Origin of the sequence: Cryobacterium sp. SO1 (assembly GCF_004210215.2) — a bacterium.
Lineage (GTDB): Bacteria > Actinomycetota > Actinomycetes > Actinomycetales > Microbacteriaceae > Cryobacterium.
The window spans coordinates 501,175-526,045 of the sequence record NZ_CP067394.1; the positions used below are offsets into that span (position 1 = coordinate 501,175).

The window sequence follows — 24,871 nt, forward strand, 5'->3', positions numbered from 1 at the left end:
GAGATGTGCTGGATGGTTGATCTACGAGCCCTCCAGCACATTTCTGTGTCGGCCGGCCGATGAGCATCGCAGCCGAAGAAGACAGCGGCGACGCCGGCCGGGTGCCGCCGCGCAGCATCCGGTTCGCCGACCTGCCCCGCCAGAGCCTGGACCAGGGCAGAGGCAGCGCCCGCGAGGTCTGGGCCGACCTCGACCCCGACCTCACGCTGCGCTGGCAGCTCCGGGTGCTCGAGATCAAGGACTCCACGGGCCTGCTGGTCGGGCCGGCCGGCACCCATCACTTCGTGGTCGGGCTCGCCGGGCCCCAGGTCGCGGTGCGCAACACCGAGTCGAGCCGGGTGCTCCGGCGTGACCATGTCATGCCGGTGCTGTCCGCCATGGTGTACTTCGAGCGGCCCAAGCTGCGCCCCCCTGGGGCGAGTTCGCTCATCGTGCTGACCTTCGCCGCCGCCAGCGAGCCACCAGAGTTCGCCATCCGCACGACCCAGACCGACACCGTCCTGACCGCGGGAACGCAGCTGCTGCTGACGCTGCGGGGGAGCGTGCTGGTGGACGGCGTCGAGGTCGCACCCGGGACGGCGCTGCTGCTGGATCCCGGCCGGAGCCATCCTCTGCAGGCCGCGTCTGCACAGCTGCTCACCGTGCATCGGCCGGGATCGCAGCCGGAGCCATAGGCTGGGGGCATGAGCACTGATGCCGTCATCGTCGATGTTGTCCGCACGCCGTCCGGCCGGGGTAAGCCCGGTGGTGCGCTCAGCGGGGTGCACCCGGCCGACCTCCTCGGCGGGGTTCTGAAAGACCTGGTCAACCGCAACAACCTCGACCCGGCGCTGGTCGATGACGTGATCGGCGGATGCCTGACCCAGGTGGGCGAGCAGAGCACCAACATCACCCGCACCGCGCTGCTCAGCGCCGGGTTTCCCGAATCGGTGCCCGGCACCACCATCGACCGGCAGTGCGGCTCCAGCCAGCAGGCCGCCACCTTCGCCGCGCAGGGCGTGATCGCCGGCAGCTACGACATCGTCATCGCCTGCGGCGTCGAATCGATGAGCCGCATTCCGCTCGGTTCTGCGGGGGGACCCACCCCGCCCGGCGGCTCCGACGCGGCCGGCCGCACCGAGGGCTGGGGCTCACCCACGGCCTGGTCGGCGATCGCCGGCCAGGACCCGCACGGACGCCTGATGCATGCCCGCTACCCGCAGGGTCTGGTGGGCCAGGGCGTCTCCGCCGAGCTGATCAGCGCCACCTGGGGCCTCACCCGCAGCGAAGTCGACGAGTACGCCGCCCGGTCGCACCGCCTCGCCGCGGCCGCCGCCGACCGGGGCGACTTCGAGGCCGCGCTGCTGCCGGTGACCCTCGCCGACGGCCGCCAGGTGGTCGGCGACGAAACCATCCGCCGCCGCAGCACCGTCGAAACCCTCGCCGACCTGCCGCTGGCGTTCCGCACCGACGAGCTCGCCGCGCGGTTCCCCGAGGTGAACTGGCAGATCACCGCCGGCAACTCCTCACCGCTCACCGACGGCGCCTCCGCCGCGCTGATCATGAGCGCCAGCCGTGCCGCCGCGCTCGGCCTCACCCCGCGGGCCCGGTTCCACAGCTTCGCCGTCACCGGCAGCGACCCGCTGCTGATGCTCACCGGCGTGATCTCTGCCACCCGGCGCATCCTGGCCCGCACCGGTCTCAGTATCGACGACCTGGACGCCTACGAGGTCAACGAGGCCTTCGCCTGCGTGCCGCTGGTCTGGCAGCGGGAACTGCACGCCGACCTCGACAAGCTCAACGCCCAGGGCGGCGCGATCGCCCTCGGCCACGCTCTCGGCTCCTCGGGCACCCGGCTGCTCGGCACCCTGCTCGGCAGCCTCGAAGCCGGCAGCGGTCGGTACGGGCTGCAGACCATGTGCGAGGGCGGCGGCATGGCCAACGCCACCATCATCGAACGGCTCTGATGCGCATTGACGGATGCTCCGCCCTCGTCACCGGCGCCGCCTCCGGCCTCGGCCTGGCCACCGCGCGGGCGCTGCACGCGGCCGGCGCGCAGGTGGTGCTGTTCGACCTGCCCGGCTCGGCGGGGGCGGAACGGGCGGCGGAGCTAAACGGGGCTATATTCCGTTCCGGGGATGTAACCGTTGAGGCCGATGTGCAGGCCGCGGTGGATGCCGCCGCCGCCCTGGCCGCGCTGCGCGTCGTGGTCAACTGCGCAGGCGTCGCACCCGCTGCCCGCGCCGTGGGACGGCAGGGACCGCTGCCCCTGGCCGACTTCGAGCTGGTGTTGCGGGTGAACCTCCTCGGCACCTTCAACGTGGTGCGCCTGGCCGCCGCGGCGATGCAGGCCACTGAGCCGCTCGTGGCCGGGGACGGAACCGCTGCCGGCACTCCGGAGCGCGGCGTGATCGTGAACACGGCCTCCGTCGCCGCCTTCGACGGGCAGATCGGCCAAGCGGCGTATGCCGCGTCGAAGGGCGGGGTCGCGGCGATGACCCTGCCGTTGGCTCGGGAGTTCGCCCGCTCGCTGATCCGCGTGGTGACCATTGCGCCTGGCCTGTTCGACACCCCGCTGCTGCAGGGTCTGCCGGCCGAGGCCCGGGCCTCGCTCGGCGCCCAGGTGCCGCACCCGGCCCGGCTCGGCGACCCGGCCGAGTACGCCGCCCTGGTGCGCCACATCGTGGAGAACCCGATGCTCAACGGCGAGACCATCCGCCTCGACGGCGGCATCCGGCTGGCGCCCCAGTAACGGTGGGGCCACCCCTGGACGAGCCTCGCCCGCTCCTGGTCGCGCGTGTCGGTCCCGGGGCACGTGTTCTAGCGCGTGCCGCCGGGAGTTGCACGTGCCGCGGGGGATACAGGTGCCGCGGGAACCAGCCTGTCCCCGGGGAGCAGCCAACCGTCACGAGCCCGCCACTCCCAGGAGGCCAGGCTGTGTTGAGAGCCCACCAATGAGGCCCTACACTCTTCAGAAAAACCCCACGGGTCAGAAACCACACAGGGAAGGTGCCGGCGTTGACATCATTCGAGACCGAGTTGCGTCGGGTCGTGCAACCGCGCGCCCGGGTGATCATCGACAACGACTTCTCCGGTGATCCCGACGGACTCGTGCAGCTCGCCCACCACGTGCTGTCGCCGTCGGTGGAGATCCGCGCGATCATCGGCTCGCACCTGAGGCCCGGCGACCCATTCGACCCGTCAGAGCACACCGCCGACAACGCCGCGACGGCCGCCACCACCGTGCTCGAGATGCTCGGCCGAACCGGCACGATTCCGGTCCTGACCGGGTCGAACCAGGGCATGACCGACCCGCTCTCGCCCCTCCGCTCGGCCGCAACGGATGCCATCATCGCCGAGGCCATGCGCACCGACACCGACCTGCCGCTGTTCGTGGCCTGCGGGGCCGGTCTCACCGAGATTGCCAGCGCCTACCTGCTCGAGCCGCGCATCGCCACCAGGCTCACCCTGATCTGGATCGGCGGCCCCGAGCACGACGGCCTGGCGGTGCCGCCGCCCGGTTCGCATGGCCCGGAGTACAACCTCGCCATCGACATCCCCGCCGCCCGGGTGATCTTCGACTCGTTCATGCCTATCTGGCAGGTGCCGCGCGACGCGTACCGGCAGACGCTGTTCTCCTGGGCCGAACTGCTCACGGATCTGCGTCCGCACGGCGCCATCGGCGCGCACCTCTACGACGCCCTCGCCCGCGTCGCCGTGATGGCCGGCAGCCACGGCCTGCACACCGGCGAAACGTACATCCTCGGCGACAGTCCGCTCGTGCTCCTGACCGCGCTGCAGTCGTCCTTCGAGCCTGATCCCTCCTCGAGCGCCTACGTCACCCGCACGGTACCGCGCATCCGGGCCGACGGGTCCTACGACTTCATTCCGCGGCAGGGCCCCCGGCCGATGCGGGTGTACACCCGGCTGGACCTGCGGCTGCTCTTCGCCGACTTCACAGCCAAGCTCGCCGGCCACGCCGCCGGCCACGCCGCCGGCTGACTGCCCCGCCGGCTGACCACGCCGGTCCGGGTGTCCCGGAGGGAGGTGCGCGGGCAGCGCGCCGTTTCGCGGGTGGCGCGCCACCCGCGAAACGGCGCCTGACCCGCGCAACGGAGTCCGCGGCGGCGCGCGCGGCGGCCAGGGCGGGGCTCCAGGGCGACGGTGAGCAGCGGGCGCAGGTCGTTGCGAATTTCCTGGGCAGATTCTCGCTGCCCGCGGTGTTCTCGCCGGCACGGGTTTGAACACGTGCCGCCGTGCCGAACACCTGCCGCCGCGCCAAACGGATGCTCCCGCGCCGGGGCTGTGCCACGATGGGTAGACGGCGCGGCGCCGGCGAGATTCGCATCCGCCGGCCGGGCGCGGGGGTGTGTGATGCAGATCGTCCTAGGGGTGCTGCTGGTCGCAGTGGGATCCGTGCTGCTGACCAAATCCGCCATGATCGACGCCGAGGCGAACCCCCTCGACAGATTCCCGCTGCTGGTCGGCCCGCCCATCCGCGTGCGACGAGCGAACGTGCTGCGCGGGCTCGGCGGAGGTCTGGTGGTGCTCGGAGTCCTCACCTTCAGCCGGGAGATCGGCTATGCGGGCCTGCTCGCGATCATCCCCGCTTGGGTCGCCCCTGTCGCGGTGATGCTGAGGCACAACCGGCTGGTGTCGGCCTAGCCTGACCAGAGCAGCCAGTGCGCCATCGGGGGAAAGACCAGTGTCGTGGATTCCCTGAGCGTCCCGGCCCCCACGGTGGCTCGGGGCCTCACCGGGGCAGCCCGGCGGCGATGGCCTGCAGAGCGGTGACGTGGATGCGCATGGCCACGATTCCGGCGGCCGTGGCGGTGAGCCAGGTGCGCGGCCGGTTTCCCACATACCCCTTGCGCACGGCAAGGTAGCCTGCCGCGCTGAGGATGCTGATGGCCTTGCTCAGCGCCGAGTCGCCGGTCTCGAGCAGGTCGCGCAGCGTGGCGAAGTCGATCTCGACCTCGGGCCGCAGCGCCGCCATCACCGAGAAGCGCAGCGGCGTGAGCAGGGCGTCGTCGAGGTCGTGCCGGGGGTGGCGTGCCGCCATCAGGTCTCCCAGATGGGGGCGGGCCGGAACGCGGCGATCACCAGCGGTGCCGCGATGAGGATGCCGCCGACGTTGCTGACGATGTCGAGGTCCCAGGTGGTGCGCGGCAGCACCACGGACAGGCTGAGCATCAGCAGGTAGGAGCAGCCGAAGGCGGTCCATTGGGTGCGACCCCAGTCTTCGGCGAGCCGGTCCAGACCGACGCGGGTGGTGCGGGTGGCGAGCATCGCGAGAAAGAAGGCGCCGGCCGCGGCGATGCCGGCGACGCCGAACGGGGTGCCGGTCAACAGGCCGATCGCGCCCAGCCACAGGCCCAGGACGGCGGTGGCGGCGCGGCCGGTCGGGCTCAGCAGCGCCGACAGCGACGCCTCGGGGCGCCGGACCCCGGCCAGTCTGGCGCGCAGCGCCGAGCGAACCGCCAGAACGACCACGGGTACCGCGGCACTGCACGCGATCGCCAGGGCGAGCGGCCACGGAGTCGTCGGTGCAATGAAGGCCAGGCACAGCAGGGTCAGAAGCGGGAGGACGCTGGCCAGCGAGGAGCCGAACCGGCGCAACCTGGACCGCGGCTGCAGTGGCTGGTGCAGGCTCTGTGTGAGTCCGTCGGTCAGGGTGCCGGCGGCGAGGAACGCCGCGAGGATCAGGAACGGCACGTTGACTCCGTCCATGGGGGTGTGGACGACTCCGGCGATGAGGCCCATCCCATCTGCGCCGCCGACGCCTGAGAGGGCGAAGGCGAGGGAATAGGTCAGAACGGCCACGGCCATCCAGGCATCCACGATGGCCCTGGTGCGGGCATCGATGGCCGCGCGAACGCGGTAGCCGACCGCGTCGCTGGCCCGCAGCAGCGTCGCCGCGGCATCCGTGCCCGGCTGTGCGCTGTCGCCGCTGGGCTCGTCGCCGCTGTGTGGGTCGGTGCTGTGCTGGTCGCTCATGAATCCCCCGATCGGCGCGACCGTCTTCGCCGCACTGTCAATCTAGCATCCACTTTCCAGTTCGCAAGTGGATGACGCCGGGCGCTTAGCTGAACGCCACCGGTTTGCGCAGCCCGATGGTCGGCTCTCGCTTCGCCAGCCAGGCGTCCAGCTCCGCCGCCGGGACCGGCCGAGACAGGTAGAAGCCCTGCGCCACGTCGCAGCCGTAACCGGCGAGCTCGGCGTACGCGACGCCGCTCTCGACTCCTTCGGCAACCATCCGCAGGCCGAGACTGTGCGCAAGATCGATGGTCGAAGCCACCAGCGCGGTCGCGCGCGGATCGTCGGCCATCGGCATCACGAACGACTTGTCCAGCTTGAGCTCGTCGATGGGCAGATCTCGCAGATACGCCAGCGAACTGTAGCCGGTGCCGAAATCGTCAACGGCGATCCGAATGCCGAGGGCCCGCAGCCGGGTGAGGATGGCGTGTGCCCGGTCCCGGTCTGCCATCAGGAAGTCTTCGGTGATCTCGAGCACGAGGACGGATGGCGCCAACCCGCGTGCGCTGACCATGTCACCGATCCGGTCGGGCAGGTCGACGTCGACGAGAGAGCTTGCCGACAGATTGACGGCCACGGACAGCGCGCGGCCGCTTTCCTGCCAGGCCTGGGCCTGGGCCAGGGCTTTCTCGAACACGATCTGGGTCATCGCCGGCATCAGCCCGGCCTCCTCGACGAGCCCGAGGAACGCATCCGGGTAGAGCAGGCCGCGCGCCGGGTGGTCCCACCGCACGAGGGCCTCCACCCCGCAGACGGCGCCGGTGGCGAGGTCGATCTTGGGCTGGTAGTGCAGCAGCAACTGGTCCTCGCGCAGAGCCGTGCGCAGCTCTGCCAGGGTGCGCAACCGCTCATCGCCGTGGCTGTCGTCGTCGACGTAGACGTGGTGCCCGGTGCGCGTGGACTTCGCCCGGTACATCGCCATGTCTGCCTTGCGCAGCAGAACGGTCAGGTCCTGTCCCTGCGAGGGGAACAGTGCGATCCCGATGCTGGCGCTGGCCTGCAGGGCGATGCCCGCCAGGGTGAACGGCTCGGTCAGTGCCGCGCGCAGCTTCACGGCGACACTCTCGGCCTCGCCGATGTCGCAGCCGTCGAGGTGGATGGCGAACTCGTCGCCGCCCAGCCGGGCCAGCAGATCCGTCTGGCGCAGTTGCACCGACAGGCGATCGGTGACCATCCTGAGCAGGCCGTCGCCGACGTCGTGCCCGAGGCTGTCGTTGACCTCCTTGAACTTGTCCAGGTCCAGCACCAGCAGTGCGCTGTGGCGATCCGGGTCGGCGGCCAGCCGGGCGGGCACCTCGGCGTACAGCGCCCGCCGGTTGGGCAGGCCGGTGAGTTCGTCGGTCATGGCCTGGCGGCGCATGTCCGCGAGCCGGATCCGCTGCCGGAAGACCAGGGGAACGGCCGCCAGCACCAGTGTCAGGCTGGCCAGCCCCACCGCGAGCGGCGGGATCTCCACCTCGCTGGCCAGGACCAGCACGCCCAACGCCGCGGCCGTGGCCAACACCGGCACGGTCTGGGCGGGTATCGACCACGCCGGGTCGGCTCGGGTCTTGGCCGTGCGGGCCGCACCGTCGATCCACCACGCGAGGAAGGCGAGGCCGACGGCCCAGCCCATGTCGAGGGGAGTGCCCACGAGATACAGGTCCGTGAGCTCCAACAGGGCGTAGGCGACATCGGTGGCGGCAAAAGTCATCAGGCCGAACACGAGCAGCAGCCACCGGGCACCCGCGTTCCGTGCCTGGGACGCCCCGATCCCGACGAAGGCGGCCACCAGAAGCAGGTCGCCCAGGGGATAGGCAACCGCGACCGCCGTGGCCAACGACAGAGGCCGGTCGGCGACGGGGCCCAGGATGGGATTGAGCAACACCGTCAGCACGGCCGCGGCGGCGACGCTGCCCAGAGCGCCGTCCAGGGCGACAGGCCAGGCCATTTCCCGCGCTTTCCGGCCCACCAGCACCACCAGCGCAGCCAGCATCAGAGGGTAGAAGCTCAGGAACCCCACGTCGGCCAGCGACGGATAGGGCAGAGTCACCGTGAAGCCCGCGGCGAGCACGAAGTAGATGTTTCCGACGGCCCACGAGGTCACCGCTGCTGCGGCGAGCACGAGCTCCAGTTGGCGAAACCGGGTGCGGCGGAGGGCCCTCAGACACACGAGGACTGGAACCACCATGGCGAGCAACCCCAGCCAGCCGTCCACCAGCGGACTGAACTCGGTGTCGGTTCGGAGCATGATGGCCGAAAAGAACACCACCAGCAGGAGGGCCATGATCCAGAGCGGCCACGCGTCGACGCTGCGGCCCGACCGTGCCTGTTCGCCCTGCGGCGCAGGTGTTCTCGCCTCCATGGCGTCCCCCAAATGTCGTCTGTTCACGATAGCCGAATCGGTGCCGCGATCGGTCGTCCAGCTCGATTACTGGTCGGCGTGCGCCTCGAGGAACTCGTAGACCTCGGTGTCGTCGACGCCGGGGAAGGTGCCGGAGGGCAGCGGGGAGAGCACGTGAGCGTGCAGCCGGGCGCTCGGCCAGGCCTGGCCGTTCCAGCGGGCGGCCACCGCACCGGACGGACGCCGGCAGCAGGACTCGTCGGGGCAGCGGGATACGGCCCGCTGCGTGGTCTCCCGGCCGCGGAACCACCGGGCCTGCGCGAACGGGGCGCCGACGCTGATCGAGAACTCGCCATCCGCGGTGGTGCCGGTCTGGGTGGCGCACCAGAACGTGCCCACCGGGGTGTCGGTGTACTGGTAGAACTCGGTGGTGCGGTTGGTGTGCGTGAACGCGCTGCGGGCGCTCCATTGCTTGCAGACCAGCTGGCCCTCGATCGATCCGGTCACATCGGCCGGCAGCGGCAGGCCGTCGTTCTCGTAGCCTTTCTGCAGGGCGCCGTCGCCGGAGACCCGCAGGAAGTGCACGGTCATGTCCAGGTGAGCGGTGGCCAGGTTGGTCAGCCGCAGCGCCGCGGCCTCGTGGGTGACCCCGAACGCGTCGCGCAGGTCTTCCACCGAGAGCACCCGCTCCCGCTTGGCGGTCTGCAGGAACGAGCGGGTCGCCTCCAGCGGCATCAGGCAGCAGGCGGCGAAGTAGTTGATCTCCAGCCGTTGCCAGAGGAACTCGGCGTAGCTGGCCGGGCGTTCGTGGCCGAGCAGCCGGTGCCCCATCGCCTGCAACGCCATCGAGCGCAGCCCGTGCCCGCCGGGAATCGACGCCGGCGGCAGGTAGATGCGGTGGTTGGCCAGGTCGGTCACCGACCGGGTGGAGTGCGGCAAGTCGTTCACGTAGATCAGGGTGAACCCGAGTTGCTCGGCCATGACGCTCACCTCGCGGTGGGTGAGCGCGCCGGAGACATGCCCGGAGGCTCTGACCTGTTCTTCAGCGAGTTTTTCGATGTCGGGCATGTAGTTGCCGCGTTCGCGCATCCGCTCACGTAGCTCGGTGTTGGCCCGGCGGGCCTCCTCCGGGGTGGCGATGGCCTCGCTGGCCCGGCGGGCGAGTTCGCGGTGCAGGCCCACGAGCGACTCGATCGCCGGCAACGGCATGCCCTTGGTGATCTTGACCTGCGGCAGGCCGAGGGCCCCGTAGAGCGGGTTCTTCTGGGCCCGGGCCAGCTCGATCTCCAGCGCGGCGCGGGTGTTCGGCGCCTCGCCGCTGAGCAGGTCTGCCAGCGGAACGCCCAGCGCCTGGGCCAGCTGTTGCAGGGTGGAGAGCTTGGGCTCGCGCCGGCCGTTCTCGATCAGCGAGAGCTGGCTGGCCGCCAGGCCCACCTGCTCACCGAGCTGATCGAGCGTCAGAGCGCGCTCACTGCGAAAGTGACGGATGCGATGACCCAGGGTGACGAGGTCGGAGGCCGGCGTTGGCATTCCTTAAGCATACGTAAAGAACTGGATTTCTTAACACGAGTATTTCGGTTTCTGCACCGAATCCGGTCGCATTCTTAATTAACAGGACGAAATTAGCGTTCCTGCCCTGGTTTCACCCACCGCGGCAGCCGTCCGTGAGTATTTTGCCCGGTGAATCACGCATCCTGAGGAAGGCCAGACAATGACCGTCACCCACCCCGTTCGCAGCGACATCCGGGCCCACGCCGCCCACTCGAGCGAAACCACCGCGGCCACCACGTACGGCGCGCCCACCGGCACCACCGACCCCGCCCTGCAGGCTTGGGTCGACGAGGTTGCCCGGCTCACCCGGCCGGACGCGATCGTCTGGTGCACAGGCACCGCCCAGGAAGCCGACCAGCTCTCCAAGCAGCTCGTCGCCGAGGGCAAGCTCATCCGGCTGAACCCGGAGTGGCGGCCGAACAGCTTCCTTGCCCGCACCAGCCCCAACGATGTCGCCAGGGTCGAGGACCGCACCTTCATCTGCTCCGCGCTGCGCGAGGACGCCGGCCCCACCAACAACTGGGCCGAACCCGGCCAGATGCGCGCCGAACTGAACGGCGTCTTCGCCGACAGCATGCGCGGCCGCACGATGTACGTCGTGCCGTTCTCGATGGGCCCGCTCGGCGGCCCCATCTCCCAGCTCGGCGTGGAGATCACCGACTCGCCCTATGTGGTACTGAACATGGGCATCATGACCCGGATGGGCGCGGCCGTGCTGCGCCTGATCGAGGCCGGCACACCGTGGGTGCGCACCGTGCACAGCGTGGGGTTCCCGCTCATCGACGCGCAGGGTGTTCGCCGGGCCGACGTCACCTGGCCCAGCAATGACACCAAGTACATCGTGCAGTTCCCCGAGGACCGTGAGGTGTTCTCGTTCGGCTCCGGTTACGGCGGCAACGCGTTGCTGTCAAAGAAGTCGTTCGCGCTGCGGATCGCGTCGGTGATGGCCCGTGACGAGGGCTGGCTGGCCGAGCACATGCTGCTGATCAAGGTCACCGCGCCCGAGGGCGGCACGTACCACGTGGCCGCCGCTTTCCCCTCGGCCTGCGGCAAGACCAACCTGTCCATGCTGCAGCCGACCATCCCCGGCTGGACGGTGGAGACCATCGGCGACGACATCGCCTGGCTCCGGCCCGGCGACGACGGCCGGCTCTGGGCGATCAACCCCGAGGCCGGGTTCTTCGGCGTGGCTCCCGGCACCGGCGAGACCACCAACCCCACCGCCGTGCAGACGGTGTGGGGCAACACCATCTTCACCAACGTCGCCCTCCGCGACGACGGCGACGTCTGGTGGGAGGGCCTGACCGACACCCCGCCCGCGCACCTGACCGACTGGGAGGGCAACTCCTGGACGCCCGACAGTGGCCGGCCCGCCGCACACCCGAACTCGCGGTTCACCGTGCCGGCGGCGCAGTGCCCGTCGATCGCGGACAGCTGGGAAGATATCGGCGGGGTGCCGATCGACGCGATCATGTTCGGTGGCCGCCGCGCCACCAACGTGCCGCTGGTCGCCCAGGCCCGCTCCTGGAAGCACGGCGTGTTCATGGGCGCCACCATCTCGTCGGAGAAGACCGCCGCCGCCGAGGGCACCGTGGGTGAGCTGCGCCGCGACCCGTTCGCGATGCTGCCCTTCTGCGGCTACAACATGGCCGACTACTGGGCCCACTGGCTGCGGGTCGGCCGGGGTCTGGGCAGCAAGGCGCCGGCGATCTTCCAGGTCAACTGGTTCCGCAAGGGCGAGGACGGCAGCTTCCTCTGGCCCGGGTTCGGTGAGAATTCCCGGGTGCTCGAGTGGATCATCCGGCGAGTCGAGGGTGCGGCCGACGCCGTCGACACCCCGATCGGGCGGATGCCGGTGGCCGGCGCCCTCAACCTGGACGGGCTTGACGTGACCGAGGAGGCCCTCGACCAGCTGTTCAGTATCGACCCGGCCTCCTGGCTGGCCGAGTGCGACCTCACCGAGGAGTTCTTCGACCGGTTCGGCGGCAGGGTGCCGCCCGCGCTGCAATCTGAGCTGGCGAGCCTGCGTTACCACCTCGCACCCTAGGCGCGGCGCCTGCCCCGCCTGGTGGCGCGTGCCCCGCGCACCGGAGCGTGCCCCGCGCACCGGTGCGCTGCGGGCGACCAGATGCCGCCAAGCGGGTCAGGCGCCGCTACGCGGGTGGCGTGCCACCCGCGTAACGGCGCGTGCCCCGCCTAGTTCAAACCTGCCCCGCCCCGCGGGTTCGAGACGGTCGCGCACCGGCGGGTGCACGTGGGGGAGCCCGGCTACGGGGTGGCGGTGGCGAACGACTCCACCTACGGGCACGCGATCGACCGCACCCCGCCCGACGCCGAGGGGCGCGCGAGTGTTGCTGCTGCTGCGGGCGCCACCGCCACGCGCGGCCCCGAGCGCGACGCTGGGCGGGCCGGAACGACGGTGCGGCTCAGCCTGTTGCGCGCCCCGCTCTACCCCGATCCGTCCTCCGACCAGGGCCCGCACCAGTTGCGGGTGTCGGTGCGCCCGGCCGCGGGCATCCCCGAGGCCGTGTCCGAGGGCTACCGGCTGAACCAGCCGCTGCGCACCGTGACCGGGGTGGCTGCCGCGAGCATCGAACCCCTGCTGCGCATCGACAACCCGGCCGTGGTGGTGGAGGCGGTCAAACTGGCCGAGGACCACAGCGGCGACCTCATCGTGCGGCTCTCCGAAGCGCACGGCAACCGGTCGACGGCGCGGCTCATCCGGCACTTCGAGGCGACGGATGTGGTCGAGACCGATCTGCTCGAACGCCCCTTGGCCGAGCCCCGCGCCGAGCTCGCCGCTGGGCGGCCCCTGGCGGAGGACTCCGACGTTCCGGCCCCGCCCGAGGCGTCGCGTGAGCTCATCCTCACCCTGCGCCCGTTCGAGATCGTCACCCTGCGCTTCCGCCGCCCCTGGGCGCTCCTCGCTCGCTCGCCCTTTCGCGGATGAAACGAAGAGCGGGAATCCCGAACGACTTGCGGGCGCGGGTTAGACCAGCAGCTGGTGCTTGGCGAGTTCGCGGTACAGCGGCGTCGAGACCACCAGCTCGGAGTGCGTGCCGGTGCCCACGACCTCGCCGTGGTCGAGCACCACGATCTGGTCGGAATCGACCACGGTCGACAAGCGGTGTGCGATCACGATCAGAGTGCGGTCCACCGCCACGGCGTCGATGGCCTCGCGCATCAGCTGCTCGTTCCTGCCGTCCAGGCTCGAGGTCGACTCGTCCAGCAGCAGGATCGGCGGCGCCGCGAGCAGCGCCCGGGCGATGGCCAGGCGCTGGCGTTCGCCGCCGGAGAGCTTGACGCCGTCCTCGCCGACCGCCGCGCCGAGCCCGGCCGGGTCGCGATCGAGCACCTCACCGAGGTTCACGGCGTGCAGCACGGCCACGCACTGCTCGTCGGTGGCGTCCGGCGTGGCCAGGGTGAGGTTGTCCCGCAGCGACCCGGCCAGCACCGGGGCATCCTGCTCCACGTAGCCGATCTGGCTGCGCAGGTCGGTGCGGTCCAGACTGCGGATGTCCAGGCCGCCGAGCCGCACCACGCCCGAATCGGCGTCGTAGAACCGCTCGATCAGGGCGAGGATGGTGCTCTTGCCGGCTCCCGAGGGGCCCACCAAGGCGGTGCGGAGGCCCCGCGGGGCGCTGAACGAGACCCCGCGCAGCACCGGCTTGGGCGCGGCGGGCCCGGCGAGACCTGCGGCGTCGGCGTTCGAGCCGGTCGCGCCCGCGCCGGCGAACTCGGTTGTGGCCTCGGGGGTGCTGCCGTCCTCGGCCGCGAGAACCGCCTGCGCAACCGGGCCTGGACGCACGGCGGGCAGCTGCTCGCCCGTGACGGCATCCGTCGCGGCGAGCACGGTCGGTGCGTAGTGGAAGCGCACATCCTCGAATGAGATCGCCGGAGCATCCGGGTTGACCCGGGAGTTCGCGGCGCCGACCACGATGGCCAGCGGCGCGATGTCGCGGTCGAACTGGTCTTCGCTGGGCAGGTCGATGATCTCCTGGATGCGGCCGAGCGCGCCCAGCGCCGAATTCACCGAGGTGATCGCGCCGAAGAACTGGCCCAGGGGCATGATCATCATGAACAGGAACAGGATGAACGCCACCAGATTGGCGACCGTGATGCTTCCATCGGCCACCCGGAACCCGCCGACGCCCAGCACCACGAGCAGCGACACCTGCAGGGCGATGCCGGCGATCGGCACCACGAGGGCGGAGATCTTGGCGACCTTGATACCCATCTGCCAGGCGCCCTCGGCGTCCTTCTCGACCACTCTGATCTCGCGGGCCGTGGCGTTGGCGGCGCGCACGGTGCGCACCGCGCTGATGGCGCGCTCCACGCTCGCGGCCAGGTCGCCGACCTTGGTCTGCGCGGCCAGGCTGGCGGTGCGGATGCGGCGCGACAGCAGCACCACGGTGACCACGGAGACCGCGATAACGAGCACGGTCAGGCCCAGCAGCACCGGGTCGATGATGAGCATCGCGATGATGGCACCGATGAAGGTCAGCGAGCCGCCGATGGCCTCCACGGCGCCCTGGGTGAGCACGGCGCGGAGCAGTGTGGTGTCCGAGCTCACCCGGGAGACCAGGTCTCCCGTGCGGCGGGCGTCGAACTGGCTGATCGGCAGGTTCAGCATCCGGGCGATCAGGCGTTTGCGGCTGGAGAGAACCACGCCCTCTCCGGTGCGCTGCAGCAGGTAATGCTGGTAGCCGCTGATCAGCGCGGACACCACGACAAGAGCCACCAGAGCGCCGACGATGCCGTCGAGCGGGTCGCCCGCCTCGACGAGGGTGATGACCTGGCTTACCAGCAGCGGCTGGGCCAGGCTGGCGGCGGCGCCGAGCACGCTGAGCACCACGACCACACTGAGCACGGCCTTGTGTTCGGCCAGGTAGGGCAGCAGCTGACGCACGGATGCCCGCGGCCCCTCGGCCGGGGAGCCGCGGCGGCCCATGCGGGAGCGCGATTTCGGGGCTGGGGTGTCGGACGATGCGGTTCCGGGGGTAGTCGTACTCACCAGTCGAGCTTAACCGGCGTGGGTGCGTATGTGGGCGCCGCCGACGGCACTACCGGCGACCGTACTTCTTGTGCACGGCCTGGCGCGAAACCTCCAGCGCCAGGGCGATTTCGCGAGCGCGGGTCGGGCGCCGCTGTGCGGGTGGCGCGCCACCCGCACAGCGGCGCCGCACCCGCGCAGCTCAAAAGCGGCGGCTGCGGCGTCGGAGGCGAGAGTCGCGGAGCAGGGAAGGGAGCGCGGGTCAGCGCTCGATGTCGAGGTCGCGGGTCTCGCGGCTCAGGTACAGCGCCAGCAGGGTGATCAGGCCCATCACCGAGAGGTAGATGCCCACCCAGAACGGGCTGCCCTCGCCGAGGGTCCACAACCACACCGCGATGAACGGGGCCACTGCCGCACCGAGGATCGAGCTCATGTTGTACGCGAACGCGGAGCCGGTGTACCGCACGTGGGTGGGGAACAGCTCGGGCAGCAGCGCGCCCATCGGGCCGAACGTCATGCCCATCAGGGTGAAGCCGAGCACCAGGAACACCATCACGCCGATGAAACCCGCGCCCAGCAGCGGCACGAACAGGAACCCGAACACCACGATGCCCGCGGTCACCCAGAGCAGCGTGCGGCGGCGGCCGAACCTGTCGGCCCAGGGGCCGGACGCGAGGGTGAAGATGCCGAAGAACAGCACCCCGCCGATCATCATCAGCACGAACGTGGTGTAGCTGTAGCCCAGGCCCGCCACCGGCGCATCCGTTGCGGCACGGCCGTAGCTGAGGCTGAAGGTGGTCATCAGGTAGAACAGCACGTAGGTGGCCAGCATGATGAAGGTGCCCAGGATGAGTTCACGCCAGTTGGACTTGAACACCGCGGCGAGCGGCAGCCTGGCCACCTTCTTCGTGGTGACGATCTTCGTGAACGCATCGCTCTCCACCAGCCGCAGCCGCACCCAGAGGCCCACGATCACCATGAACGCGCTGAACAGGAACGGGATGCGCCAGGCCCACTCGAGGAACGCGTCGGACGGCCGGGTGGGGTCGTCGGAGGGCAGCAGTACCGCGATGAACAGGAACAGGCCGTTGGCGATGATGAAGCCGAGCGGGGCGCCGACCTGCGGAAAGGTGCCGTACCAGGCGCGTTTGCCCTTCGGTGCGTTCTCGGTGGCCACCAGGGCCGCGCCGCTCCACTCGCCGCCCAGCGCGAAGCCCTGGGCGAGGCGCAGGATCACGAGCATCGCCGGGGCGAGCCAGCCGACCATCGCGTAGGTGGGCAGCAGCCCGATCAGGAACGTCGCGATGCCCATGGTGAGCAGCGCGCCGACCAGGGTCGCCTTGCGGCCCTTCCGGTCGCCGAAGTGGCCGAAGAACAGGGCGCCGAGCGGGCGGGCCACCATGGCGGCGCCGAACACCGCGAAGGAGGCGAGCAGGGCCGCGGTCTCGTTGCCGGAGGGGAAGAACAGGTGCGGGAAGACCAGGACCGCGGCGGTGGCGTAGACGTAGAAATCGTAGAACTCGATCGTGGTGCCGATGAGGCTGGCCAGGATGACGCGGCTGCGAGGATTCGTGGGCGCGGGCGCGGGGGCGACGGGCGTGGCCGCCGCTGTGGATGCTGACATGGGGGCTGGCGCTTTCGAACGAAGGTAAATGGTGTGGCTCAGTCTCGGCCAGAGACCCGGTCAGTCGTCTGGGGCGGACGGGTAACGCTCACACAGAGATCGGCCGCTTGTGGCGGCCTGATTCACCCTACATTCGGCGCATCGCGTCCGACGAATCCGCGCCGGGGCCGGCGGAGAACGGTGGCGGTGCCGGCGCGGCCGGCGGCGCTGCGGCCCGCAAGCGCCGGGTCGCGGGGCAGTGCGACCGTGACGTGGGTGCCGGTGCGGCCGTCGGACTGCAGATCGATCGTGCCGCCGAGCCTGTCCACGAGTCCCTTCGTGAGGGGCAGTCCGAGACCGGTTCCGGCCAGCGACTCGGCGCTGGCCGACCTGAAGAACCTGCCGAAGACCTTCTCGATATCGGCCGGAGGGATGCCGATGCCGTTGTCGCTGACGGTCAGCAGCATCCCGTCGGCACCGGCGGAGCAGCCGACCCAGACCTGGCCGTGCGGGGGTGTGAACTTGACCGCGTTGGAGACCAGGTTGGTGAGCACCCGGCGCAGGTCGGAGGCCGAACTGTGCACGTTGAACGGCCCAGCACCGAATTCGACGGTCAGGCTCACCTCGGCGGTCTGCGCCTGGGGTGCCAGTTCCTCGACGCATTCGGCCACCAGCGCCGCTACGTCGACGGGTTCGGACTGGCCGGCGTCGGACTCGGTGCTCATCTTGGAAAGGTCGAGCAGGTCCTCCACCAGCTGGGCCAGACGATGCGAGTTACGCACGATCACCCGGGTGAACCGGGCCTGGTCGGGGTCGAGGGTCGTGTCTTCGAGTTCCTCCGCGAAGCCCAGGATGCTCGTGATCGGGGTGCGCAGCTCGTGGCTGACCGACGACACGAAGTCGTCCTTCTGCCGGTTCAGGTCGCGTAGTGCGTTCACCACCTCCCGCTCCCGGTCGAGCAGGCCGTCCCGCTGCGCGAGTTCGGCGGCCAGCAGCAGCACCGAGCCGGCGTAGGTGACGAGGAAGATCTGCACGAAGGACCCGGCGGTGCCGATGCCGCTGCCGGCCTGACCGGTGGTGAAGGAGCCGATCCCCATCGAGGTCAGACCCGACGCGACCAGCGCCGTGCCGCACAGCTCCCAGGCCACGATTTTGATGCCGAACCTGAACGCCGCCCAGGTGAGCAGGGGCAGGATCAGGAACGAGATCGGCAGCGACCGGCCCGGCCCGTACGCGATGCCCAGCACCAGGAGCATGAAGCCCACCTGGATGAGCAGCTCCAGGCGACGGTCCGCCCGGCCCCGGCCACTTTGCACCAGGGCGAGCGGGATCAGGACAAAGACCGCGAACGCGTGTGAGGGGATGGCCGAGAGCAGGACCGTGCCGAATGTGGCGGACGTGAACACGGTCAGAGTGCTCGCCGCGATGAGGCCGATCGTCACGGCACCGCAGAACACCGCGACCGTGAACCGGAGCACGTCACTCACCGTGTGCAGCCGGGCGGGTTCGTCACGGTTGGCCAGGATGCCGGTGACCACCACCGCCTCGAGAGCGTTGGCCAGGCCGAATCCCAGAGCCACCGGCAGGGAGCGGCCGCCGCCGAGATTCGAGGCCACGCTGACCAGTACCACCAGCACGGCCACCGCAGCGCGCTCCCAGCCCCTGGCCACCAACATGGCGAGCACGGCCGCCGCCGCGGCGGGCCACCAGGCGGCGACACCGAACTGGGCGTTGGGTGCGGCGAGGGAGGCCAGTCCGAGGCCGTAGGCCGCGAGCAGGATCAGAAGAATGGCCGTGTAGCGCCAGTGCCGCGGTGCCGCCCAGAGCATGGCGACGAGGTTGTTCACCGGCGTGGTGTCTCCCCTTCGTCAAACCGACCGCGGCGCGATTGGCTAGTGTCAACGTAGCGCGCCGTGTACCCACTGCGGGTGACAGACGCGCGAGATCGAACGCCGAACCAGGGGACACGCCGGATGCCACGCATATTGATCGTCGAGGACGACGAAGACGTCAGGGCGCTGATCGGCCACAAACTGCGCCGGGCCGGACACGAGGTGACCGAGGCCGGCGACGGCGAGGAGGGCCTCGCAGCCGCGCGAGCGCAATTCCCCGACCTGATCGTGCTGGATTGGATGATGCCCAAGCTGACGGGTATCGAGGTGTGCGCCCAGGTGCGTGCGGACTCCACGCTCACCCAGCCCCGCATCCTGCTGCTCACCGCGAAGTCTCAAGACAGTGACATCGCGCTGGCGATGGAGACCGGTGCGGACGCGTATTTGATCAAACCGTTCCGCGCCAACGACCTGCTCGAACGGGTTTCCGCGCTGCTGATGTCCCCGGCCGTCTGAGCCCAGCACCGGCGCGGTGCTCTGGACGGTCGGCGGCCGGGGCGCCCAGATCAGATTCCGGCGGCGGTTTCGAGAACGGCCGGCTGCTCGGCTTCGGCAGTCTTGCGCCTTCTCACCAGAACAGCGAAGTACCCCGCGGCGATCGCCCCGACCAGGCCGACGCCGGCCGTGATGAGGAAGTACACGTTGTTCGCGCCGGCGACATCATCACCGTACGCGGTGTAAATTGCCGCGCTGATCTGAGGAAGGACGATGTCGGGAAGGTATCCGACCAGGGAGATCAGCCCGATCGCGATCCCTGTTGCCGCCACCGGGACACGGCAGTCTTCAAGCAGTGACCAGTACACACCGCGGATGACGTATACGAAGAGGCCGACGAGCACCACCATCACGTAGACCAGTCCGATGGCAGTGCCACCGGGCATCAGGGCCAGGGCAATGAGCCCGATCACGGAAATCAGCATCGCCGCCGACAACACCCGCGACTTGCCCAGTTTGTCGGCGAGGTACCCGCCGCCGAAGCCACCGATGGGTCGCATCCACATCACAACGACGGTCACCACGCCCGCGGCAACGGGGGTTACCCCGTGATTCGTGGTGAGGTAGCCCGAGAAGTAGTAATACGCCCAGAAGAGTGTGTAGCCGCAGAACAGCGCGAACATCAGGACCCACACTTCGCGGATCTTCAGGATGCGGCGAACGGCGGAAAAAGTTGATTCGGTTGGTTCCGCCTGGCTCACCTCGGCCGCCATCTTCTCGTCGCTGGACAGCACGAAGAAAAGAACTACTGAAAGCACAATAAGTACGCCGCAATACATGTAGACCACGGCCTGGAAGCCTGCTGTGGTGTCAGTCAGGTTCGATCCGTTGTCGCCGACAAAAACCGCGAAGATGGCAACGGCGACCGTAGCCAAGGCCGCTTCGACGACCCCTCGACCGCCGTCAAGGGCGCCGAAGAATCGTCCTTCTTCGTTCTTCTCGGCGAGTAGGTTGACGGCCTTCAGCAGTGCGCTCCAGAACGTGAAGACCGAGGCGAATCCCCACACCAGGAAGACGAAGACCAGCGTCGACTTGTCCGGGATCTGGGCATAGAACAGTCCGGTGAGCGCTGTGAGCGCCAGCGAGAAGGTGATCATGTACTTCGTCGGGAACTTGTCAGCCAGCCACCCGCTGGGGAGGTAGCCCACCACGAAGATGATGCCGAGCATGGAGTAGAGATTGGCCAACTCGGCGTTGGACATGTCGAAGACCTGCAGAATCGTCGCTTCGAAGTTCTGACGGAGGTATACCAGCGGATAGATGGAACCTCCGGCCAGGATCAGCAGGACGAGCTGGAAAATCTTCTTTGATTGACCGGAGTTTTTCATGTGCGATTTGCCTCTGTGTGATCGAGAAGGATACGGCGTGTGCGGAAAAGGATGGCGTCGGTCTGCTCCCGGAGTTCGGCGGAAACCCCTCGGAGCTGGTCATAGAGGTTGACGTTCCGGGGATTCGGCTCGAAGCGGGCTTCGCGATGCACCATTGCGTGGGAGGCATCGCTGAAGGTGGGATACAGACCGCTGGACACGGCGACGCAGATGGCGGCGCCGAGGCCGGCAGCGTTGCGCACCTCGTTGCGCACCACGGGAATGCCGAAGACGTCGGCAAAGATCTGCATGCACAGGTCGCTATAGGAACCACCACCTGAGACGACCAACGTCTGGATGCTGATTCGTCGTTCCTCCTCCATGGCCGTCATGTTCTGCTTCATGGTGAAGGCGATGCCTTCGAGTATTGCCCGGTACATATGGGCGTAACCGTGGCGCTCATCGAAGCCGACGAACATCCCTTTTCTGTGGGGCTCTGTCGGTGGCGCGAGCCAATCGAGGACGCACAGCAGGCCGTCGCTGCCGGCGGCAACCTGCGCCGCCAGTGTGTTGAGGTGTTCATCTCCGGACACCCCTGCCGCGGCGGCGCCCGCTCTGATCTCATCTCCGAGCAGGTTGCGGAGCCACGAAACGGTCCACATGCCACGGCGGATGCCGCCGCACTCGTAGATGTACCGATGCGGTTCCGACGCGAAATTGGAGAAGTAGGACGCCGAATCGGCAACGTATTCGTTGCCCACGACCATTCCGGTGACGTACGTGCCCAGCGAAACCAGGCCCGTCGTCTCATCGCTCAACCCGGCTCCCAGCGCTTCTGCGGCCTTGTCGTTGGCCGTGTGAACCACCGGAAGTCCCTGCGGGATTCCGGTGACGGCCGAGAACCTCTCGTTCACGTAGCCGCCGACGTCGCCAGGCATCTGCAGCCGGTACAACATGTCCCGGCTGACGTTGAAGGAGTCGAAAGTCTCCTGATCGCTGAACCAGTCCCAGGTCCGGACGTCCATGGGCCAGGGGCCGATGTAGTTGGCAACGGTATCGGTGAGTTGACCGGTGAGGCGCCCCATCAGGTAGCCCGATGTCGTGGTCACATAGGCCACCTCGTCGTTCGTGTGTTCATAGGGCCTGGCCAGGCGTTCGTCCATCCAGCTCTGCACCGGCTCCACCAACGTGCCGTCCCGGCGGGTGAGCGCCCGACAACACCGGATGGTGCACAGGCCCACCCCGATGATGTCGGCCGGATCGCCACGGAACTCCTTCATCACACGCGACGCCGCGGCAACGATTGAATCGTAGAGGTCGTCGTCCGGATGTTCGACGACGCCCGGCTCGGGTGTGTAGAGGGGTTGCAGGGCCTGGCTGGCCTCGCAGACAACGCGCCCGTCAGTGTCGAAGATGACCACCTTCGAACTCTGCGAGCCACCGTCAATCCCAAGAATGTACTTCTTCGTCATTGTGAGATTCATGTTCAGTTGCCGGCGCTTAGCGCACCAGGTAGCCCCCGTCGACGCTCAGGATGTGCCCGTTCACGTAGTCAGAAGCGCGGCTGGCGAGGAACACGGCCGCACCCATCAGGTCTTGGGTCTGGCCCCATCGGTTGGCGGGGATGTGGTCCAGGACCCGCTGGTTGGCGTGCGGGTCCGCTCGGGTGTCGCTGGTGAGCTCGGTTGCGTAATACCCAGGGGCGATGCCGTTCACCTGGATTCCGAACTGTGCCAATTCGTCACAGTAGGCCTTGGTGAATCCCGCGATGCCATGCTTCGTCGCGGCGTACGCGGGCGACCACTGGCCACCCAGGAAGGTGAAGACCGAGCAGATGTTGATGATCTTGCCGCTGCGCTGCGGGATCATGTATTTGGCGCATTCATGCGACATCTCGAACGCTGCGGTGAGGTTGAGCGCAACCATCGGGTCCCACTGCTGGCGGGTGTATTTGGTGACGTCGGGTTCGTTGATACTGCGACCGGCGCAGTTCACGAGGATGTCGACGGCGCCGAATTCTTCGATGCAGGCCTCGACGATTTTTCGAGGGTTTCCCTCGACCGTGATGTCAGACATGAGATAGGCGTATTTCGCGCCGGCCGCGTCGATCAGGGCCCCGGTTGCGCCGTCGTCAGCCATGATGCTGACGGCGAACACGTTCGCGCCGGCCTTCGCCAGAGCGAGGCTGAAGGCCTGGCCCAGGCCGGTGTTTCCGCCGGTGACGATGGCGGTTTTGCCTGTGAGTGAGAAGAAGTCCAGCTGGAAGTCAGAAATATTGACGTCAGTCATGCGGTTTCTCGTTTTCTATCTGGGGATGCGCGAGTGCGCCAGGAGCCACGGTCGTTGTGTGCGTCCTGGCGCACCCGCGCCGGAAAGGGGGAAGTTACTTGGTGAGCGGGAAAATGGTTCCGCGGTTCATGATCCCGTTCGGGTCGAACGCGGTTTTGAGTGTCTCGAGCATGTACAGCGAGGAGCCGTATTCCTCGGCGAGGAAGTGCGTGCGGTGCTTTCCGACGCCGTGGTGGTGGCACATCGAACCGCCAAGCTTGAGGGTTTCCTCGACGATGATGTTCTGAATCGGGTCGTGGTACGTGGCGCGTTCCTCGGTGGGGTCAACGTCGATTTTGTAGTAATAGACGAAGTACATATTCGTTCCGTTGAGGTAGCTGTGGCTGGAGTGTCCGCCGAGCAAGCTGAACTCGGCCGATATCTCGTTCCGGATGCGGGCGAGCGCATTGACATAGATGTCGTGGATGACGCTCCAGTTGCCGGAAATCTCAGTGGTGAAACCGTTGATCAGGGTGTCCCGAATCTCAATTCGTTCTTCCTCGATCTTCGAGACATCCCAGTTGAGGTTGTCGAACCAGTCCTCGATGAGTTTGTCGTCGACCCGATCGGCGGAGCCGAAGCTGGAGACGATCTCTTCGATGGCGGCTCCCGTGGCGTCAGCGATCGGCTGAGGGCCTTCGGCGACGAAGATGAGGACGCAGCGGCCGTCGGAGAAATGCTTGAAGTGGTAGAGGCCATCCTCGGTGTCGTACAAGCGCGCAACAGACGGTCGGTAGCCCTGCGTGATGACCTCGCGCAGAATTTCCAGACCGGTCTTCATGTCATCGAGCAGGTAGCCGTAGAACTTGTTGTTCTCCGGGTAGTAGCGGAAGATCTTGACGGTGACCTCGGTGATGTAGTTGAGGGCCCCCTCGTTGCCGATCACCAGGTGACGGATATCGGGCCCGGCCGCCCGACGCGGCACATTCTTGATGCGGCAGATCTCACCATTCGGGAAGACAGTTTCAACGCCGACAAGCATGTCTTCGATTCCCCCGTACAGGGTCGAGAACTGCCCGATCGAGCGGGTGGCGACGAGCCCCCCATACTGAGCCAGGGGCTTGGACTGCGGCGAGTGCCCGGTGGTGTAACCGATCGCGCGGAGCTCGTTCTCGAGGTCCTCGAGGCAGACGCCGCACTGAACAGTCGCCAGCATGTTGACGGTGTCGACGTTGAGAATCTGGTTCATGCCCGAGCCGTCCACCACGATGGAGTTCTCGATGACCGTCTCCAGGCCGCCCTCGGTTGCGGATCCGCCCGACTTCGGGACAACGTTGATGCCGTTGTCGTTGGCGAACTTCAGCACCTCTGCCACCTCCTGCGGGGTGCCGGGCTTCACCACGGCCGCAGGGAGAGGAAGGGCGTAGATCCCGAAGATGTTCTCGACCTTGTAATACCGATCGGCGCTGTTGTCCTTCAGGGTCTGCTCGTCGGTGATTACCCGGTCGAGGCCGAGGATTTCAACGTAGGCACTAACAATCTGTTCACGGGTGAGGCGCATCGGTTCGACTGATTCCGTTCGTTCTAGGTGTTCCTGATTTCGGAGGTTGAGCAAGGTGTCCACCCCTTCGTGGTTAACGACAAAAAAAGAACAGCGATCCCCTCAGATGAGGGGGTCGCTGTTCTCTGGGTTCTAGCAACAGTTCCGAACGCGGTCCGGAACCTGTATGAAGTTGTAAGTTGTTGTGAAGCCTAACACGGCCACTCATCCTCAGCGCCGGCGTCCGGCAGGAATCGACTGGAACCGGGCCGGAACCGCGGGGTAGAGTTCAGCGCATGCCTGACGAATCGCCCTCGATCAGCGACGTCCTGTCGCTTCATCCAGTCATCGCAAGTATCAAGGACGACGACGGCTTGCGAGCGGTCCTGACCGCACCCTGCCCTGTCGTCTTTGTTCTCTTCGGTTCGGTCATGACGATTCACAAGATCGTGGCGACCCTGAAGAATGCCGGGAAAACGGTCTTCGTGGATGTCGATCTGCTTGACGGCTTTTCAAGCAAGCCCATTGCCGTCGACTTCCTCAAAGCGCACACCGATGTCGACGGGGTCCTGAGCTCGAAATCGATCATGGTCCGAGCGGCCAAGGCAGCGGGACTGATGGCCGTTCACCGGCTTTTCCTTGTCGACTCGTTCAGCTACAACAACGTCTCCAAGCAGGTGAAGATCTCGGAACCGGACGCCATCATGATCCTGCCGGGATGCATGCCGCGGGTGATTTCCTGGGTGCGCGCCGACACCGACCTCCCGCTGATCGCGGGTGGGTTGGTCTGTGACAAGGCAGATGTGATGGCGGCACTCGCCGCGGGTGCCGGCGCCATCGCGTCGTCGAACCGCGATGTGTGGTTGATGTAGCCGACCACGACC

The 24,871-nt window shown here is 68.0% G+C and carries 20 protein-coding genes; 9 read left to right on the forward strand and 11 right to left on the reverse strand.

Features of this window, described 5'->3' with window-relative positions:
• The first annotated feature begins 59 nt into the window (after positions 1-59).
• The 5 genes from BJQ95_RS02395 (at position 60) to BJQ95_RS02415 (ending at position 4,644) form a co-directional block, all read left to right on the forward strand.
• Complete coding sequence (locus tag BJQ95_RS02395; RefSeq protein WP_130178912.1) at positions 60-674, forward strand: hypothetical protein; 615 nt, start codon at positions 60-62, stop codon at positions 672-674.
• A 9-nt stretch (positions 675-683) separates the two neighbouring features.
• On the forward strand, positions 684-1,946 hold the full coding sequence (locus BJQ95_RS02400) for a thiolase family protein (protein ID WP_130178911.1): 1,263 nt from the start codon (positions 684-686) through the stop codon (positions 1,944-1,946).
• Positions 1,946-2,731: an SDR family NAD(P)-dependent oxidoreductase gene (locus tag BJQ95_RS02405; protein WP_130178910.1), complete on the forward strand. Its 786-nt coding sequence runs from the start codon at positions 1,946-1,948 to the stop codon at positions 2,729-2,731. Before BJQ95_RS02400 ends, BJQ95_RS02405 begins: the two co-directional genes overlap by 1 nt.
• Before the next feature lie 266 nt (positions 2,732-2,997).
• Positions 2,998-3,981 (forward strand): nucleoside hydrolase, encoded by a 984-nt coding sequence (locus BJQ95_RS02410; protein ID WP_205750222.1) that lies wholly within the window; start codon positions 2,998-3,000, stop codon positions 3,979-3,981.
• Positions 3,982-4,353: 372 nt separating this feature from the next.
• Positions 4,354-4,644: a hypothetical protein gene (locus tag BJQ95_RS02415; RefSeq protein ID WP_130178908.1), complete on the forward strand. Its 291-nt coding sequence runs from the start codon at positions 4,354-4,356 to the stop codon at positions 4,642-4,644.
• Between the two features lie 88 nt (positions 4,645-4,732).
• Here the strand turns inward: BJQ95_RS02415 and BJQ95_RS02420 are convergent, their stop codons facing one another.
• The 4 genes from BJQ95_RS02420 to BJQ95_RS02435 all read right to left on the reverse strand — a co-directional run bounded on the left by BJQ95_RS02420 (position 4,733) and on the right by BJQ95_RS02435 (position 9,868).
• Positions 4,733-5,041: a transcriptional regulator gene (locus BJQ95_RS02420; RefSeq protein WP_130178907.1), complete on the reverse strand. Its 309-nt coding sequence runs from the start codon at positions 5,039-5,041 to the stop codon at positions 4,733-4,735.
• Entirely contained in the window at positions 5,041-5,976 is a 936-nt protein-coding gene (locus BJQ95_RS02425) for a hypothetical protein (RefSeq protein WP_130178906.1), read from the reverse strand. The genes BJQ95_RS02420 and BJQ95_RS02425 overlap by 1 nt, the downstream gene beginning before the upstream one ends.
• Before the next feature lie 85 nt (positions 5,977-6,061).
• Positions 6,062-8,359: a bifunctional diguanylate cyclase/phosphodiesterase gene (locus BJQ95_RS02430; RefSeq protein ID WP_130178905.1), complete on the reverse strand. Its 2,298-nt coding sequence runs from the start codon at positions 8,357-8,359 to the stop codon at positions 6,062-6,064.
• 66 nt (positions 8,360-8,425) lie between these two features.
• Complete coding sequence (locus tag BJQ95_RS02435; RefSeq protein ID WP_130178904.1) at positions 8,426-9,868, reverse strand: helix-turn-helix domain-containing protein; 1,443 nt, start codon at positions 9,866-9,868, stop codon at positions 8,426-8,428.
• 181 nt (positions 9,869-10,049) lie between these two features.
• Here BJQ95_RS02435 and BJQ95_RS02440 point away from each other — a divergent pair, with 181 nt between their 5' ends.
• Both BJQ95_RS02440 and BJQ95_RS19470 read left to right on the forward strand, forming a co-directional pair.
• Positions 10,050-11,936 (forward strand): phosphoenolpyruvate carboxykinase (GTP), encoded by a 1,887-nt coding sequence (locus BJQ95_RS02440; protein WP_130178903.1) that lies wholly within the window; start codon positions 10,050-10,052, stop codon positions 11,934-11,936.
• A 234-nt stretch (positions 11,937-12,170) separates the two neighbouring features.
• Positions 12,171-12,839, forward strand: coding sequence for a glycosyl hydrolase-related protein (locus BJQ95_RS19470; RefSeq protein ID WP_370688364.1), 669 nt, complete (start codon positions 12,171-12,173; stop codon positions 12,837-12,839).
• Between the two features lie 39 nt (positions 12,840-12,878).
• Here the strand turns inward: BJQ95_RS19470 and BJQ95_RS02455 are convergent, their stop codons facing one another.
• The 3 genes from BJQ95_RS02455 to BJQ95_RS02465 all read right to left on the reverse strand — a co-directional run bounded on the left by BJQ95_RS02455 (position 12,879) and on the right by BJQ95_RS02465 (position 18,332).
• On the reverse strand, positions 12,879-14,840 hold the full coding sequence (locus tag BJQ95_RS02455) for an ABC transporter ATP-binding protein (protein ID WP_130178925.1): 1,962 nt from the start codon (positions 14,838-14,840) through the stop codon (positions 12,879-12,881).
• Between the two features lie 304 nt (positions 14,841-15,144).
• The gene (locus BJQ95_RS02460; RefSeq protein WP_130178901.1) at positions 15,145-16,506 is read right to left on the reverse strand and encodes an MFS transporter; all 1,362 of its coding nucleotides are present in this window, start codon (positions 16,504-16,506) and stop codon (positions 15,145-15,147) included.
• A 122-nt stretch (positions 16,507-16,628) separates the two neighbouring features.
• Positions 16,629-18,332, reverse strand: a complete 1,704-nt coding sequence (locus BJQ95_RS02465) for an ATP-binding protein (protein ID WP_130178900.1) — start codon at positions 18,330-18,332, stop codon at positions 16,629-16,631.
• 126 nt (positions 18,333-18,458) lie between these two features.
• Here BJQ95_RS02465 and BJQ95_RS02470 point away from each other — a divergent pair, with 126 nt between their 5' ends.
• Positions 18,459-18,833 (forward strand): response regulator transcription factor, encoded by a 375-nt coding sequence (locus BJQ95_RS02470; RefSeq protein WP_130178899.1) that lies wholly within the window; start codon positions 18,459-18,461, stop codon positions 18,831-18,833.
• 50 nt (positions 18,834-18,883) lie between these two features.
• Here BJQ95_RS02470 and BJQ95_RS02475 read toward each other — a convergent pair whose 3' ends face one another.
• The 4 genes from BJQ95_RS02475 to BJQ95_RS02490 form a co-directional block, all read right to left on the reverse strand.
• A complete protein-coding gene (locus BJQ95_RS02475) occupies positions 18,884-20,200 on the reverse strand; it encodes a nitrate/nitrite transporter (protein WP_130178898.1) in 1,317 nt (438 codons plus the stop codon).
• The gene (locus BJQ95_RS02480) at positions 20,197-21,651 is read right to left on the reverse strand and encodes an FGGY-family carbohydrate kinase (protein ID WP_130178897.1); all 1,455 of its coding nucleotides are present in this window, start codon (positions 21,649-21,651) and stop codon (positions 20,197-20,199) included. Before BJQ95_RS02480 ends, BJQ95_RS02475 begins: the two co-directional genes overlap by 4 nt.
• 28 nt (positions 21,652-21,679) lie before the next feature.
• Positions 21,680-22,468 (reverse strand): SDR family oxidoreductase, encoded by a 789-nt coding sequence (locus BJQ95_RS02485; RefSeq protein WP_130178896.1) that lies wholly within the window; start codon positions 22,466-22,468, stop codon positions 21,680-21,682.
• A gap of 94 nt (positions 22,469-22,562) precedes the next feature.
• Positions 22,563-24,008, reverse strand: a complete 1,446-nt coding sequence (locus tag BJQ95_RS02490; protein ID WP_130178895.1) for an FAD-binding oxidoreductase — start codon at positions 24,006-24,008, stop codon at positions 22,563-22,565.
• Between the two features lie 275 nt (positions 24,009-24,283).
• Between BJQ95_RS02490 and BJQ95_RS02495 the strand changes: the two genes are divergently transcribed.
• Positions 24,284-24,859 carry a glycerol-3-phosphate responsive antiterminator gene (locus BJQ95_RS02495; protein WP_130178894.1) on the forward strand — a complete coding sequence of 192 codons (576 nt, stop codon included), beginning with the start codon at positions 24,284-24,286 and terminating at the stop codon, positions 24,857-24,859.
• The last annotated feature ends 12 nt before the right edge of the window (positions 24,860-24,871 follow it).

Excerpts from the sequence above, each read along its gene's own strand:
- BJQ95_RS02395 (WP_130178912.1), top strand. The coding sequence starts at position 60 with ATGAGCATCGCAGCCGAAGAAGACAGCGGCGACGCCGGCCGGGTGCCG.
- BJQ95_RS02400 (WP_130178911.1), top strand. The coding sequence starts at position 684 with ATGAGCACTGATGCCGTCATCGTCGATGTTGTCCGCACGCCGTCCGGC.
- BJQ95_RS02405 (WP_130178910.1), top strand. The coding sequence starts at position 1,946 with ATGCGCATTGACGGATGCTCCGCCCTCGTCACCGGCGCCGCCTCCGGC.
- BJQ95_RS02415 (WP_130178908.1), top strand. The coding sequence starts at position 4,354 with ATGCAGATCGTCCTAGGGGTGCTGCTGGTCGCAGTGGGATCCGTGCTG.
- BJQ95_RS02420 (WP_130178907.1), bottom strand. The coding sequence starts at position 5,041 with ATGGCGGCACGCCACCCCCGGCACGACCTCGACGACGCCCTGCTCACG.
- BJQ95_RS02425 (WP_130178906.1), bottom strand. The coding sequence starts at position 5,976 with ATGAGCGACCAGCACAGCACCGACCCACACAGCGGCGACGAGCCCAGC.
- BJQ95_RS02430 (WP_130178905.1), bottom strand. The coding sequence starts at position 8,359 with ATGGAGGCGAGAACACCTGCGCCGCAGGGCGAACAGGCACGGTCGGGC.
- BJQ95_RS02435 (WP_130178904.1), bottom strand. The coding sequence starts at position 9,868 with ATGCCAACGCCGGCCTCCGACCTCGTCACCCTGGGTCATCGCATCCGT.
- BJQ95_RS02440 (WP_130178903.1), top strand. The coding sequence starts at position 10,050 with ATGACCGTCACCCACCCCGTTCGCAGCGACATCCGGGCCCACGCCGCC.
- BJQ95_RS02455 (WP_130178925.1), bottom strand. The coding sequence starts at position 14,840 with ATGGGCCGCCGCGGCTCCCCGGCCGAGGGGCCGCGGGCATCCGTGCGT.
- BJQ95_RS02460 (WP_130178901.1), bottom strand. The coding sequence starts at position 16,506 with ATGTCAGCATCCACAGCGGCGGCCACGCCCGTCGCCCCCGCGCCCGCG.
- BJQ95_RS02470 (WP_130178899.1), top strand. The coding sequence starts at position 18,459 with ATGCCACGCATATTGATCGTCGAGGACGACGAAGACGTCAGGGCGCTG.
- BJQ95_RS02475 (WP_130178898.1), bottom strand. The coding sequence starts at position 20,200 with ATGAAAAACTCCGGTCAATCAAAGAAGATTTTCCAGCTCGTCCTGCTG.
- BJQ95_RS02480 (WP_130178897.1), bottom strand. The coding sequence starts at position 21,651 with ATGACGAAGAAGTACATTCTTGGGATTGACGGTGGCTCGCAGAGTTCG.
- BJQ95_RS02485 (WP_130178896.1), bottom strand. The coding sequence starts at position 22,468 with ATGACTGACGTCAATATTTCTGACTTCCAGCTGGACTTCTTCTCACTC.
- BJQ95_RS02490 (WP_130178895.1), bottom strand. The coding sequence starts at position 24,008 with ATGCGCCTCACCCGTGAACAGATTGTTAGTGCCTACGTTGAAATCCTC.
- BJQ95_RS02495 (WP_130178894.1), top strand. The coding sequence starts at position 24,284 with ATGCCTGACGAATCGCCCTCGATCAGCGACGTCCTGTCGCTTCATCCA.